This is a genomic window from Micromonospora sp. NPDC005174 (assembly GCF_040608495.1).
Classification (GTDB): domain Bacteria; phylum Actinomycetota; class Actinomycetes; order Mycobacteriales; family Micromonosporaceae; genus Micromonospora.
In genome coordinates this window covers 148,703-162,695 of sequence record NZ_JBEXIJ010000009.1, presented here as the reverse complement: position 1 = coordinate 162,695, position 13,993 = coordinate 148,703, and the positions used below count along the sequence as shown (strand labels likewise).

The following is a 13,993-nucleotide window of genomic DNA, read 5'->3' as shown; positions in this document are numbered from 1 at the left end:
CCGAAAGTGCAAGATCGACGCGGGCGCGGGCGCGGGCGCGGGCGCGGGGGCGGGCGCGGGGGCGGGCGTGGGGGCGGGCGTGAGGGCGGGGTTAGGCTGCGGAGAGGTGTACGCCGTCTCGGCCTTGGCGTTTGACCGCGTAGAGGGCCTGGTCGGCTCTCTTCAGGGTGCGGTCGGGGGTTTCGCCCGGTCTCGGTAGCGCGACGCCGACGCTGATCGTGCGACCCGTTCGGCGCGCGGCTTCGGCCAACCGTTCGGCGATGCGGACCGCTTCCTCCGGGCGGCTCACCTCGATCACCGCGACGAACTCGTCACCGCCGATCCGGTACAGCTCGTCCCCGTGCCGCAGCGCGCCCTCCAGTGCCCGGGCCAGCCCGACCAGCACCTGGTCGCCCGCCTGGTGACCGTACGTGTCGTTGACGGTCTTGAAGCCGTCCACGTCGATTGCCAGCAGAGCCGTACGCCCCGGGGTGGCCGCCGCGATCCGCTGCCCGAAGGGGCCGGTGTGCCGCAGTCCGGTCAGCGGGTCCGAGCTGGCCTGTTCCCGGAGTCGGGCGAGCGTACGCAGTCGGTCCAGGCTGGTCCACGCCTGTCCGGCGAGCAACTCCATCAGGCTGACCGTGGTCGGGTCCGGGTGCAGCGCGCGTTCGTCGGCGACCAGTAGCACGCCACCGGCGTCCGCCGGCCCGACCGGCACGGCGACCAGCGTGCGTACCCCGGCACGGGTCAGCGGCTGGTAGTCCTCGGTCGGAGGGTGTCCGGTCTCGCCCAACGTGTATCCGGCGCCGTACCGGTGTGCCCGGTCGACCATCCTCTCCAGGGCCGCCGGGCCCGCCCCGGTCAGCTCGGCGCGGATACGGGTTTCCAGGTCACCCGGCGTCCCCGGGGACGGGCCGGGTTGGCCGTCGATCATCAACACCGCGGTGGAGAGGGTGGACACCTCCCGAGCCGCGTCGGTCGCCGCGCTGATCACGGCCGCCTCGGTCGGGGCGGCGGACAGCGCCGCGGCGTGCCGGAGCAACGTCTCGCTGCGGCTCTCCGACGGAGGGCCACCCAACGTGGCGATTCGAGCGCCGAGGCGGGCGGCCAGCCGTTGCGCGGTCTCCCGCCACGGCCGCAGGTCGACCGGGTCACTCCACTGCAGGTCGAGTACGCCGATCACCCGGCCGGCGGGGTCGCGTACCGGCACGCACAGTTCGGACGTCACGTCAGGGCGTACCGGGAGGTAGTCCGGGTCGACGGTGACGTCCGGGACGGCGGCGGCGGTGCCGGAGGCGTAGACCCGGCCGACGATCCCGGTGCGCGCCGGTACGGTCGCGAAGACCTGCCATGCGCCGGTCGCCGCCACGCAGCGCAGCCGGTCGTGGGCCTCGAGCAGCACCGAAATGGTGGCCGGGGTGTGGTGGGACAGTGCGCCCACCGTCCACCGACAGGCTTCCGGCGCGCTCGACGCCATCAAGAGGCGGACGGTGACGTCACGGATGATTCGCTGATGATCCACTCGCACGTCGTTCCAGGTAGGGGAGGGGTTCGATCAAGCGTACTCACTCCTGCGGAGCGCTCTCGTTGCTTCGTACACATGTGCTATCCACAGGCTGTGGACAGGGGCTGTGGAGGAAGGAGCCGGGCGATAGCGTGAGGGTTCCCCGTCGAGGAGGCCGGTGCCCGCATGCTCATCGCACAGATCAGCGACCCGCACCTGACCACTGGTCTGCTCGCCGCCGAGCCCGCCGCCGGGCTGCACCGGGCGCTCGGCCGGGTGCTCGCCCTACGTCCTCGACCGGACTGCGTGGTCATCACCGGCGACCTGGTCGACCACGGCAGACCCGACGAGTACGCGGCGCTGCGCGAACTGATCGGGAAGTTCCCGCTTCCGGTCTACCTGACCACCGGCAACCACGACGACCGCGAGTCGCTGCTCGACGCGTTCGGCGGTACTCCCTGGCTCGGGGGTGGATTCTCCGCCTACTACCACGTCGACCACGAGGCGGCGACCATCGTGGTGCTCGACTCGCTCGTCCCCGGCAGCGACGCCGGGCGGTTGGGCGAGGAGCAGCTCGGCTGGCTCGACGGGGTCCTCGCGGGTCGGCCGGAGGTGCCCGCCATCCTCTGCCTGCACCACCCGCCGGTCGCGGTCGGCATCCCCGCGGCGGACTCCATCCGGCTCGCCGACGGGCCCGCGCTGGCCGAGGTGATCGGCCGGCACCGGCACGTCGTGCGGGTCGCCGCCGGGCACCTGCACCGCACGGTCACCACGGGGTACGCGGGCACGGTGCTCACCGTGGCGCCCAGCACCTGGAAGCAGAGCACCCTCACCATGGCCACGGACGAGATGATCGGCTGGGTCGCCGAGCCGACCGCCTTCCTCCTGCACCGCATCGATCCGGACGGCTGCGTGACCCACAGCGTGCAGGTCAGCCACTCGGCCGGCCAGACCTGCGGCTTCTGACGGCGTCGCGGTGCTCGTCTGGTACGTCGCGTACGGCTCGAATATGCACGCCGCCCGGCTGGCCTGGTACCTCAACGGCGGCTGTCCGCCGGGCGGTCGGCGGACGTACCCGGGCTGCCGTGACCCCCGCCCACCCAGCCGGTCGGCGCCGGTGTGGATGCCCGGTGGGATCTACTTCGCCGGCGAGTCCGGTGCGTGGACCGGCGGCATGGCGTTCTACGACCCGGCGCTGCCCGGCGAGGCCGCCGCGAGGGCCTACCTGGTGACCATCGAACAGTTCACCGACATCGCTGCCCAGGAGATGTACCGCCCGACGGGCGACACCGCCGATCTGCTCCCGGCGACCGGCGCGGCCGTCGACGCGGCCGTCGCGAACGGGCGGGCGACCCTCGGTCCGGGACGTTACGAGACCCTTGTCTGCCCTGGTCGGCGCGACGGCATCCCGATGCTCACCTGCACCGCCCCCGAACCGGCGTCGGCCGTGCCGCACCGGCCACCGGCACCGGCCTACCTGGGCATGATCGCTCGAGGGCTGCACGAGTCACACGGCTGGCCGGTCGAGCGGATCGTCGACTACCTGACGCGGCGTCCCGGGGTCGCGGGCGGCTGGCAGCCTGACGACGTCACGGCCCTGGTCGCCGAGGCGCTCACGAGGCTCGGGTGACATCGTCCTCTCCGGACGTGCGGCCGGGCGATGTTCCGCCACCGGTCATCGACTGTTCGTCCTGCCGACTCGCTATACGGGCGAGCATCTGCGCAGCTCCGACGGGCTGCCCCACGCGTCGGCACCGAACCGCTGCTCGACTCGACCGACCGGCGTCCGGATGAGAGGCTGTCGAGGCGGGCGGCAACCCCGAACCCCCGCCAACTGCGACCGACCCTTCTCGACAGCGTCGGTCGACGGCCCGGTCGACCCACAGGCCGGGCGGCGTAACGTCGATTCTCACGAGGAGTTCCATGTCCAGACCCGGGATGCGTCGGGCCGCTGTCGGCCTGACCGCGCTCGCGGTGGCAGCGCTCGGCGCGGTCGCCACCACCCCCGAGCAGGCCGACGCCCGACCGAAGCCGGTCGACGTCACCCTGCTGGCTCTCAACGACTTCCACGGCAACCTCGAACCGCCGAGCGGAAGCAACGGCACCATCGCCGGGCAGACCGCGGGCGGCGTCGAATACCTGGCGACCCACCTGGCCGAGATGCGTGCCGCCGCCAAGAAGAAGAACACCATTACCGTCGCCGCCGGCGACCTGATCGGGGCGTCCCCGCTGCTCTCCGCGGCGTTCCACGACGAGCCGACCATCGAGGCGCTGAGCATGGCCGGTCTCGACTACGCCAGCGTCGGCAACCACGAGTTCGACGAGGGCGCCGCCGAGCTGCTGCGCATCCAGAACGGCGGCTGTCACCCGGTGGACGGCTGCGCCGACGGCACCCCGTACCGGGGCGCAGGCTTCCAGTACCTGTCGGCGAACGCTTTCAAGACCGCCACCGGCAAGCCGCTCATGGCGCCGTACGCCATCCACAAGGTGCAGGGCGTCAAGGTCGGCTTCATCGGGATGACCCTGGAGGGCACCCCGGAAATCGTCAGCCAGCAGGGCGTCGCCGGCCTCACCTTCGCCGACGAGGCGGAGACCGCCAACCGGTACGCCCGTGAGCTGCGCCGCAAGGGCGTGCAGACGATCGTCGTGCTGCTGCACGAGGGCGGCGCCCAGGCCGCGACCGGCGGCATCAACGACTGCGTCGGCATGACCGGGCCGATCGTGGACATCGCCAACCGGATGGACCCGTCGATCGACGTCGTGGTCAGCGGCCATACCCACCAGGCGTACAACTGCAACATCAACGGCAAGCTGGTCACCAGTGCCAGCTCGTTCGGTCGCCTGGTCACCGACATCGACCTGAAGATCGACCGCCGCTCCGGGGACGTGCTCTCGGCCTCCGCGAACAACGTCGTGGTCACCCGCGACGTCGCCAAGGACCCGAAGCAGACCGCCCTGATCGACAGGTACAAGACGGTGCTCGGTCCGGTCGCCGGCCGCCAGGTCGGCGAGACCACCACCGCGATCACGAAGACGCAGGAGAACCTGCTCGACACCTGCTCCGCAGCGGTGCCGGCCTCGTGCGGCGAGTCGCCGCTGGGCAACCTGATTGCCGACGCGCAGCTCGCCGCCACCAACGACGAGCAGAACGCGGTCGCCGCCTTCATGAACCCGGGCGGGGTACGCGCCAACCTGGACGCTGGCCCGGTCACCTACGAGGAGGCGTTCACGGTGCAGCCGTTCGCCAACAACCTCGTGACGCTGGATCTGACCGGCGCGCAGCTCTACTGCGTACTGGAGCAGCAGTTCGTGACCGGTCGGGTCCTCTACCCGTCGTCGACCGTGGGCTACGTGGTCGACCTCAACGGTGCCACCGCCCCTGCGGCGGACGCGTGCGCCGGCACCCGGGTGGTCCGGGGCAGCCTCACCATCGGCGGTGCCACCGTCGACACCGCCGCCACCTACCGGGTGACGGTGAACAACTTCCTCGCCGGGGGCGGCGACGGCTTCAGCGCCCTCACCGGCGGCACCAACCAGGTCACCGGTCAGATCGACCTGGACGCGTTCGTGGCGTACCTGACCGCGCAGTCGCCGGTCTCCGCCCCGACGCTCGACCGCATCCGCACCACCGCCGAGGTCCCCGCCGCCTGACGGACGACGACCCCGCCACGATCGGGCCCCGGAGCACCCGCTCCGGGGCCCGACCCGTCCCCGCAGCTGCTCGGGCTCCTGGCGCTGCCACTACATCCGGGATCGAGCACGATCAAGCGGCGAGTGAGGTGCGGCGCCATCGGCGACCAACGAGCAAGATCCGGCAACATCAGGGATGTTGCTGTCTCCGGCGCTGCTGAGGCAGCAATATCGGGGAAGTTGCGCGAGGTGCGACGCGAGCACCCGCGACGGCCGGGGTCCCAGCGGGGTGTGGCTTTCCGCGGCGTTGGTGTGGGGAGCCGCGGGCGGGCGCCGGAACGTGGGTTCGGCGGGGTATGGGGTCCCGGCGGCCGCGGATGTCGGCGGGTTTGCCGGGGCGGGGCTCAGGCGGGGGTGGGTGCCGGCGTCGGCGTCGGCGGGGCTACCGTCGCGCGGCCGTCCTGGTCGACGGTGAGCAGGCGGCGCAGTGAGAGCGCGATGAGCGAGGCGGCCAGGCAGCCGCCGACGACCACCGCCACCCAGACCATGCCGTTCGCCGTGCCGATCAGCGGGCCGGCGGTCACCGGGCCGATCACACCGCTGATGCCGAAGATCATCGAACTCATGGCGTTGTACCTGCCGCGCAGCTCGTCGGTGGCCAGGGCGTTGGTCAGCGCCGGCATCACCGGCGACAGCAGCGTCTCGCCGAAACCGAAGATCGCCGAGCAGGCCACCACGCACAGGGCGGCCACCAGGGCGCTGCCCGTGCTGACCACACCGGCGACGCCGAGGACCAGCCAGGCGGCGGCGAACACCGCCCCGACCACGGCGAGCGCGCCGGTACGGCTGCGCCCCTCGATCCGACGGATGACCAGCAACTGGGCGAGCACGATCATCACCGTGTTGGCCGCGAGCGCCCAGGCGACCACCCGCGGACTCACCTCGGCGACTCGGACGGCGTACGCGGCGAAGCCGACCTCGACCTGGGCGTACCCGCAGGTGGTCAAGACCAGGCCGAAGATCACGAGCCGGCGGAACGGCCGGTCCCGCAGCACGGTCAGGTAGCCGCCGCTCGACCGGTCGGTATCGGCTGAGCGGTGGCCGAGCCGGTGACCGACCCCCGGCAGGGTCAGCAGGATCAGGGCCGGCATCAGGTAGCTGACCGCATCCAGCAGGTAGATCGTCTGGAAGCTGGCGGGTCGCGTGGTGTCGACGATCGCCCCGGAGGTCATACCGCCGATGCCGATACCGAGGTTGAGCAGCGCGAAGTTCAGCCCGAAGACCCTCTGCCGCTCGTCGTCGTCAGTGAGCGACGCGAGGATCGTGTTCTGCCCGGACCAGATGGCAGAACTACCGACCGCGATCACCGTCATCACGAGCAGGGCCGAACCGGTCGAGTGGACGAGCGCCAGCGAACCCGTCCCGATCGCCTCGATCACCAGGCACGGCACCACCACCCAGCGTGCGCCGAACCGGTCGATGAGCGTCCCACCCAGCGGCGACAGCGCCAGGGTGACGACGCCGTACCAGCCGATCACCAGACCGGCGCGGGTGTCGGTGAGCCCCCGGACGTCGGTCAGGTAGATGAACAGGAACGGCAGGGTCAGGCCTCGCCCGATCGCCGACAGCACGGTGCCGGCGAGCATCCGGCGGGCTTCTGGACGGCGAGGTAGGGCGCGGCGCAGCATGTCCGGCATTCTGTGCGGTGGGTGTGACGTCGCGCGAACCGTTTTGCAGAGAGCCCGGGTGCCCGGTGACCAACGCCACGACGAGCGTCGGTGTCGGCCCGGTCTGCGATGCTGGCCCGATGACCGGCACCTGGCGACACCTGCCCGCTTCCGCCCGCGCCATCGCGGTGACCGCCACGGCAGCCGTCGCCGCCGCCCAGGCCCGCGACGGTCAGGCGTACGAGGAGGCGGTGGCCGACCTGGCGGTCGACGAGCGGTCCGGCCTGGTGCTCGGGACGGTGGTCCGTCTCCTGCTGGAGGAGAGCCACCCGGACGGGTTGGCCGGCGACGACATCCGCCAGGTGTTGGCACGTTGCGTGCAGGACGCGACGCGCTGGCGTCGTGATGTCGATCCGCACGTGGTGCTCGTACTGTTGGCCGGCGCTCTGGGGGTGTACGACCCCGAGGCGGACGACGCACCTCCGGACGCGTCCGCCCTGGCCCGGCACGCCCCGCTGCTCGTCGCCGACCTGCTGGCGGTGACCGGCGCGCCGCTGGATGACTACCTGGCCGCCGCGTTCGCCGAGATCGAGCGGACCGAGCGGCACGACTGACGGGGGCGGCCACACCGTTGTGTGGCCGCCCCCGTTTCAGCAGGTCAGGAGGCGGAAGTCGCCACCTCGAACGAGTACCAGTTGGGGTAGTCGCTGATCGTGCCGTCGACACGGACGGCGTAGACGGTCAGGTCCACGTACCCGCTCTCGGTCGGCGTCCAGGTGATCGTGGCCCGGCCGTTCGCGTCGGCCGCCACCTCGGTCGGCTCGGCGCCGTTGAAGCTGTACTGGTACGCCCTGGTGTCCGTCCAGCCCGGCGGCGGGGAGAAGGTGAAGGAGCCCTCGACCCCCACGCCGCCGACGGCCGAACCGTCCGGGGAGTAGTAGACGTCGGACTTCACCCCGGGGCCGGGATCGAAGTACGTCGACCACTGCCCCACCGCCGAAACGAACCCGTTGTCGCTGTGGCTGCGGACCGTGACGTTGGGTCCGTCCGTGCTGGTGGCGATGAAGCTGAAGTAGCCGGTTCCGTCCTCCTGGGCGGCCCGCATCTGCGGTTCCCCTCCGTCCAGGGTGATCTCGTACTCGCGGACGCCGGTGACCCCGGCCGCCGGCACGAACTTCAGCACCACCTCCTGGCCCCACTCGGGAACACCGCTCTCCACCCGCACCGTTGGCTCACTCGGCGCTACCAAGGTGCTGTACGTCACGGTGTCGGAGACGTTGCCCGCGAGGTCGACCGAGCGGACGCTCAGGCGCTGCGGCCCAGAACGAGGCGGGTTGAGCGTCACGGTCGCCGAGCCGCCCGGGGTGTTCGCCCGCACCGATCCGGGCAAGTCGAGAGGGTGGTGGCACTCCCACTGGCCGTAGTCACCGCTTGCCGAGCAGCCGTGGACACCGAGACCGTTCCAGGAGTATTCGAAACCCGCGATGTCCTTGTTGCCGTTGCCGGAGAAGGTGAAGATCCCCGACACGCCCGGAGGCCCCCACTCGCCGGTGGTGTCGGACGGATAGTTGGCCGAGGTGACGGTGGGCTCGTCGGGGCTGGTGCGGTCGTAGGTGAAGAAGCACTTCTGCGACCAGGGCGAGTAGTCGGCGCCGTCGGTGACCCGGGCCTGCCAGACGTACGTCTTGCCGTCCATGAGGAAGTCGTCGGGCAGGGTCACCTTGTTGGCCCGACCGGTGAGGCCATGCTCACCGGTGAACACCTGACGAGCGTCCGAGTCGGCCTTCGGCCAGATGGCGACCTCGGTCTTCACCGCGCGTTCGTCGTCCTCGTCGGCGTCGGTGCCGACCGCCTCCAGGATCTTGGCGAAGCCGCCGATGCGCGGGTAGGGCGCGAGTTGGGTGCAGGGGAGACCACCGTTGTACAGGTGGGCTTTGTCGATCTGCGGGACCGAGTTGAACTGGACGCTCAGATCGACACTGCGGTACGGGTGCAGCCCCCGACCGTAGGACGCGTCGCTCTCGTACTGCTCCGGCACCCGGACCTCGAACGTGATGTGACGCTGCCGGTGCGCGACCGCGTCCTGCACGGCCGCGCCCACGTCGAACGTGATGCTCGCTCCCGGGCAGAACTGCACCGGAGTGAGGACCTCGCCGAGCTTGGCGAGTGGTTCGGGCGCCCGGTTCCAGGTGGGCGTCGCGGTGACCGGCTTCGTACGCCAGATCTCCACGGCGCGCTTGCTGCAGTCGGCGACGGTGCGCTCCTCGACGAACACCTTGCCGCCGTAGATCTTCTTGCCCTCGTAGGCGGAGAGGTCGAAGGTGGCGTACACCCGTGAGGTGTGGCTCCTGCCCGCGGCATCCTGCCAGGTGCCGAGCGGAAGATTCGTGTTGCCGTCCGCCGGGTACGCCTTCTTCGGCGTCGCTGAGTCGGTCCAACCGACCTGCACCGACGGCGGATCGTCGTAGTGCGGTGCCGCGACGGCGGCGCTCGCGGTGGCGATGAGACCGAGCCCGCTGAGGCTCATCGTCAGCGCGAGCGCCCCGACCAGGGCGCGGCGTGGCCTTGATCTGATCACAGTGGATGTTCCTCCCCGTGCGCCATCCGCTCCGCTGAGCCGATGATCATGCGCATCAAACCTTGGGAGGTCGAGGGGCGGCAACCTCCGTTCGGGCAGGCAGGAAGCCGTCCAAACGGATCGATGGTCTTCTGATGGGGCGCCCGGCGGCGGTCCGTCGCCCTGGCCCGCTAGGCCGAGAAAACCTCGGCAAATACCAAGAGGGCACACCCACCGAGTGGATGTGCCCTCTTACCTCTGGTCGGGGTGGCCGGATTCGAACCGACGACCTCTTCGTCCCGAACGAAGCGCGCTACCAAGCTGCGCCACACCCCGAGGCGTGCCGACAAATAGTAGCCCACCCGCTCCGATGGTCAAACTCGGTACCCCCGCCGCCCGAACCGCGCTTCCCGGTGCCAAGATCCGCGCAACTTCGAGGTTGTTGCTGCTTCCCGGCGCCGTAAAACAGCAACATCCCTGAAGTTGCGCGGATCTTGGCACCGGGAGCGCGCCGGGAGCGCGGCCCGAGCGCGCCGGGAGCGCGCCGCACGAGCGCGCCCGCCCCGGCCTAGCGGGGGATCAGGGTCAGGATGCTCGCCTCCGGCGGGCAGGCGAAGCGGATCGGGGCGGTCGGGTGGGTGCCGAGGCCGGCGGAGACGTGCAGCCACGAGTCCGAGCCCGGCCACCGGTGCAGTCCGCGCGCCATCGAACGCGGCAGACCGCAGTTGGTGACCAGCGCTCCGTACCCTGGGACGCAGACCTGCCCGCCGTGGGTGTGTCCGGCCAGCAGGAGGCCGAAGCCGTCGGCCGCCATCTGGTCGAGCACCCGCGGCTCGGGGGAGTGCGTCACGGCGATGGACAGGTCGGCGGAGGACGCCACCCGGCCCGACACGGCCGGGTAGTCGTCGCGGTCGATGTGGGGGTCGTCGACGCCGACGAGGTCCAGCTCCCGGCCGCCGGCCTTGAGGCTCGTGCGGGCGTTGTTCAGGTCGGCCCAGCCGGCGCCGGTGAAGACCTGGCGCAGTTCCTCGTAGGGCAGCTCGACACCCTCGGCGTACTCCCGATCGGGCAGGAAGTAGGTGAAGGGGTTCTTGAGTACCGGCCCGGTGTAGTCGTTGGAGCCGAACACGAACGCGCCGGGATAGTCCAGCAGCGGTTGCAGCGCCCGCAGCACCCCCGGCACCGCCTCGGGGTGTGCCATGTTGTCGCCGGTCACCACCACCAGGTCGGGGTCCAGGGCGGCCAGCGACGCCACCCAACGCTGCTTGCGGGCCTGGTCGGGCATCATGTGCAGGTCCGACAGGTGCAGCACGCGCAGCGGCTCCGCGTCGGCCGGCAGCGTCGGCACGTCGTACCGCCGCAGGGTGAACATGTTGCGCTCGACGAGCGACGCGTACGCGAGGGTGGTCGCTCCGACCGCTGCGGTTCCGGCGGCGAGGCGGAATAGTGTGCGCTTTCGCATGACGTTCAGGGTAGTTTGACCGTCCATGAGCACGCTGAAGGACCGCCTCACCGCCGACATGCGTTCCGCGCTCAAGGCGCGCGACGAGCTGACCACCTCCACGCTGCGGATGGCCCTGGCCGCCGTCGGCACCGCCGAGGTGGCTGGCAAGGCCAAGCGCGAGCTCACCGACGACGAGGTGCTCGCGGTGTTGACCAAGGAGGCCAAGAAGCGCCGGGAGGCGGCCACCGCCTTCGCGGACGCGGGCCGCACCGAGCAGGCCGCCAAGGAGACCGCCGAGGGCGAGGTGCTGGACCGCTACCTGCCCAAGCAGCTCTCCGACGCCGAGCTGACCGACCTGGTCGCGGGGGCGCTCGCCGCGGGCGGCCTCACCGGCAAGGCCCAGATGGGCCCGGCCATGAAGGCGGCCCAGGCCGCGGTGGCCGGCCAGGCCGAGGGTGGTCGGGTGGCCGCCGAGGTACGCCGACAGCTCGGCCTCTGATCCGCCACGCGGCTCGGGTTCCACCAGTCGAAACGGGCGGGCACCCCCACAGAGGGTGCCCGCCCGTTCGCGTGTGCCGTCGGTGCCTCAGCCGCCCGGACGGTTGCCAGGTTGGCCGGGCGGGAGGCCGGGCTGGCCCGGCTTTTTGCCCGGCGGGGTGCCGCCGGCGCCGGTGCTGACCTGGATGGTGACCACACCGCCCTTGATGGTGCGTCCGTCGGGGCTGGTGCCGGCGGCGGTGCCCGCCGGGCAGCTGGACGCCACCTTCGCCTCGGAGACGACCGGCTCGAAGCCAGCGCCCTTGATCCGGGACTTCGCGGTGTCCACCGGTTGGCACTTCACGTCGGGAATGCTGCGCTGGTCACCCTCGGAGATCTTCTGGCCCGGGGGTTCGAAGTTGATGCGCGGCTTGCCCTTCATGGCGTCCCGCAGCGTCTCGTACACCGGCGGGTTGATGCCGTCCTTCTCGGAGTGCTTCATCTTGACGTTCGTCTGCGGCCAGTCCGGGTCGGCCATGATGCCCGCCACCGAGTACTGCTTGGTCATCGTGACGATGGCGGCCGTCTTCTCCGAGTCGGTGGTGCCCGTCTTGCCGGCCACCGGCGCGTCGACGATGCCCTTCACCGCGGAGGCGGTACGGCTGCTGCCGCACTTGCTGGTCTTGGAGTTGTCGCCGACCGGGCAGCGGGCGGCGTCGACGGCGGCGCGGGCCACGTCGGTGCTGAACCGCTTCTCGCAGCGCGGGTTGGCGATGTCCAGCTTCTTGCCCTCGGGGTCGCGGATCTCCTGCACCGGGATCGGCTCGCAGTACTTGCCGTCCGCCGCGAGAGTCGCGTACGCGTTGGCCAGGTCCAGCGGCGTGGTGGCGGAGACGCCGAGGGTGAAGGCGCCCCACTGGTGGGCGGCGTCCTTGGTGGCGGCGAAGCTGGCGTCGTTGCTGGCCCGGAACTGGATGCCGGCCCGCTTGGCGACGTCGACCACGTTCTCCGCGCCGACCTGCTGCTGTAGCGGCACGAAGTAGGTGTTGACCGACTGGGCGAACGCGGTCCACATGTTCTGCACGCCGCCGGCCTTCTTGCCGGAGTTGGTCGGGCAGTAGAAGTGGGTGCCGGGGCAGGCCGCCGGGCTGCTGCTGTCGATGATGTACTCCGACTTGAACTGCTGCGGCGCGTTCATCGAGTAGCTGAGCGGGATGCCCTTCTCCAGCGCGGCCACGATCGTGAAGATCTTGAACGTCGAGCCGGCCTGGTAGCCGGCGATGCCGTCGCCGCCGGTGAGCAGGGGGTTGACCGTCGCCGGGTAGTTGCCCTTGATGCCCCTCTTGCTCTTCGCCGGATCGCTGGAGATCTTGTTCTTCGGATGTTTCGGGTCGTCGAGCTTGAACTGCCGGTTCACCGCGAGCGCCCGTACCCGGCCGGAGCCCGGCTCGACCACGGCGACCATGGCGGCTTCCTTGCTGTTCTCGCTCTTGGCCTTGCGGACCGCCTTGTCGGCGGCCTTCTGTGCCTGGATGTCGATCGACGTGATGACGGTGTAGCCACCGCTCTTGAGTCGCCGCTCACGGTCGTACGAGGTCGAGCCGAACGTCTCCTGCTGCATCCACCAGCGGTAGAAGTAGTCGCAGAAGAAGCCCCAGCTGTTGACGTTGGTCGCGACGCAGCCGTTGGGGGTGCGCTTGTCCTGCACCTTCAGCTTGACCGCCTTGGCGGCGTCCGCCTCCTGCTGGGTGATCGCCTTGGTGTCGACCATGTTCTGGATGACGTAGTTACGGCGGTCCAACGCCAACGGGTAACCGCTCTTGGTGGTCGGGTCGTTCGTCGTCGGGGCCTTGACCATGCCGGCCAGCAGCGCGGCTTCCTCGACCTTGAGCTTGCTCGGCGCCTTGCCGAAGTAGACCTGGCTGGCGGCGTAGATGCCGTACGCGCCGTTGCCGAACGAGGCGAGGTTGAGGTAGCGGGTCAGGATCTCGTCCTTGGAGAACTCCTTGTCGACCTGCAACGCCAGCCGCATCTCACGGAGCTTGCGGGCGCTGGTGTCCTCGGTCGCCGCGACCACGTCGGCCGGGTGGGTGGCCGAGTAGGCGATGGCCAGCCGGACGTACTGCATCGTCAGCGTCGAGGCGCCCTGACGACCGGAGCCCTCGCTCTGGTTGTTGACGAACGCGCGGGCGACGCCGTTGATGTCGACGCCGTTGTGCTTGTAGAAGTCGTGGTCCTCGGCCGCGATGATGGCCTTGATCATGTACGGCGAGATGTCGGCGAGTTTCACGTCGCGGCGGTTCTCGTCGTACATCGTCGCCAGCGGTGTCTTGCCGTCCGAAGCCAGCAGATAGCTGATCTGTGGCGCGCGGGCCACCGTCAGCTCGGTGGGCAGGTTGCCGAATGTCTCGGCACCGGCCTTCGCGGCCAGTCCGGACATCGCCACCGCGGGGAAGGCCGCCGCAGCGACCACCACGCCGGCCAGTAGGCCACATATGAGCAGCGATGCGGCGTTGGTCAGCACATTGTGGTCACGTTTCCGCATCCAGGTCACCTCGGCATGGTACGCGAGTAGGGAACGAGGGGCGCCTGGGCGTCTTTCCCCATTTCCTGCGCGCGCTGCCCTCGTTGTGCTAAACGCATGACCCCCGGTACGAGGTTGCGTGTGACTGGCGTGAGTCTCCTCCGTTCGGCGGAGACCTCGCAGCGTTTTCGCCGACCTCGGCGGGGTAACC

Annotated in this window: 10 protein-coding genes and 1 tRNA gene; 5 read left to right on the top strand and 6 right to left on the bottom strand. The window is 70.4% G+C overall.

The window, feature by feature from the left end; genetic code table 11:
- Positions 1–91: 91 nt before the first annotated feature.
- Positions 92–1,501 (bottom strand): sensor domain-containing diguanylate cyclase, encoded by a 1,410-nt coding sequence (locus ABZU91_RS13480; RefSeq protein WP_355238705.1) that lies wholly within the window; start codon positions 1,499–1,501, stop codon positions 92–94.
- Between the two features lie 168 nt (positions 1,502–1,669).
- Here ABZU91_RS13480 and ABZU91_RS13475 point away from each other — a divergent pair, with 168 nt between their 5' ends.
- The 3 genes from ABZU91_RS13475 to ABZU91_RS13465 all read left to right on the top strand — a co-directional run bounded on the left by ABZU91_RS13475 (position 1,670) and on the right by ABZU91_RS13465 (position 5,134).
- Positions 1,670–2,449, top strand: coding sequence for a phosphodiesterase (locus ABZU91_RS13475; RefSeq protein ID WP_355238702.1), 780 nt, complete (start codon positions 1,670–1,672; stop codon positions 2,447–2,449).
- A gap of 10 nt (positions 2,450–2,459) precedes the next feature.
- Positions 2,460–3,113 (top strand): histone deacetylase, encoded by a 654-nt coding sequence (locus ABZU91_RS13470; RefSeq protein WP_355238699.1) that lies wholly within the window; start codon positions 2,460–2,462, stop codon positions 3,111–3,113.
- A 293-nt stretch (positions 3,114–3,406) separates the two neighbouring features.
- Positions 3,407–5,134 carry a bifunctional metallophosphatase/5'-nucleotidase gene (locus ABZU91_RS13465; protein ID WP_355238696.1) on the top strand — a complete coding sequence of 576 codons (1,728 nt, stop codon included), beginning with the start codon at positions 3,407–3,409 and terminating at the stop codon, positions 5,132–5,134.
- A 383-nt stretch (positions 5,135–5,517) separates the two neighbouring features.
- On the opposite strand, the gene ABZU91_RS13460 is transcribed toward ABZU91_RS13465, so the two are convergent.
- On the bottom strand, positions 5,518–6,801 hold the full coding sequence (locus ABZU91_RS13460; protein WP_355238693.1) for an MFS transporter: 1,284 nt from the start codon (positions 6,799–6,801) through the stop codon (positions 5,518–5,520).
- Between the two features lie 119 nt (positions 6,802–6,920).
- Between ABZU91_RS13460 and ABZU91_RS13455 the strand changes: the two genes are divergently transcribed.
- Positions 6,921–7,394, top strand: a complete 474-nt coding sequence (locus tag ABZU91_RS13455) for a hypothetical protein (protein ID WP_355238691.1) — start codon at positions 6,921–6,923, stop codon at positions 7,392–7,394.
- 44 nt (positions 7,395–7,438) lie between these two features.
- On the opposite strand, the gene ABZU91_RS13450 is transcribed toward ABZU91_RS13455, so the two are convergent.
- From ABZU91_RS13450 to ABZU91_RS13440, 3 genes are all read right to left on the bottom strand, one after another.
- Positions 7,439–9,358, bottom strand: a complete 1,920-nt coding sequence (locus ABZU91_RS13450; RefSeq protein ID WP_355238688.1) for a hypothetical protein — start codon at positions 9,356–9,358, stop codon at positions 7,439–7,441.
- 238 nt (positions 9,359–9,596) lie between these two features.
- A tRNA-Pro gene (locus tag ABZU91_RS13445) sits at positions 9,597–9,673 on the bottom strand.
- A 232-nt stretch (positions 9,674–9,905) separates the two neighbouring features.
- Positions 9,906–10,799 (bottom strand): metallophosphoesterase, encoded by an 894-nt coding sequence (locus tag ABZU91_RS13440; protein ID WP_355238685.1) that lies wholly within the window; start codon positions 10,797–10,799, stop codon positions 9,906–9,908.
- A gap of 25 nt (positions 10,800–10,824) precedes the next feature.
- On the opposite strand from ABZU91_RS13440, the gene ABZU91_RS13435 reads away from it, so the two are divergent.
- A complete protein-coding gene (locus ABZU91_RS13435) occupies positions 10,825–11,280 on the top strand; it encodes a GatB/YqeY domain-containing protein (protein ID WP_355238682.1) in 456 nt (151 codons plus the stop codon).
- A gap of 87 nt (positions 11,281–11,367) precedes the next feature.
- Here ABZU91_RS13435 and ABZU91_RS13430 read toward each other — a convergent pair whose 3' ends face one another.
- Positions 11,368–13,803, bottom strand: coding sequence for a transglycosylase domain-containing protein (locus tag ABZU91_RS13430; protein WP_355238679.1), 2,436 nt, complete (start codon positions 13,801–13,803; stop codon positions 11,368–11,370).
- Between the last annotated feature and the right edge of the window lie 190 nt (positions 13,804–13,993).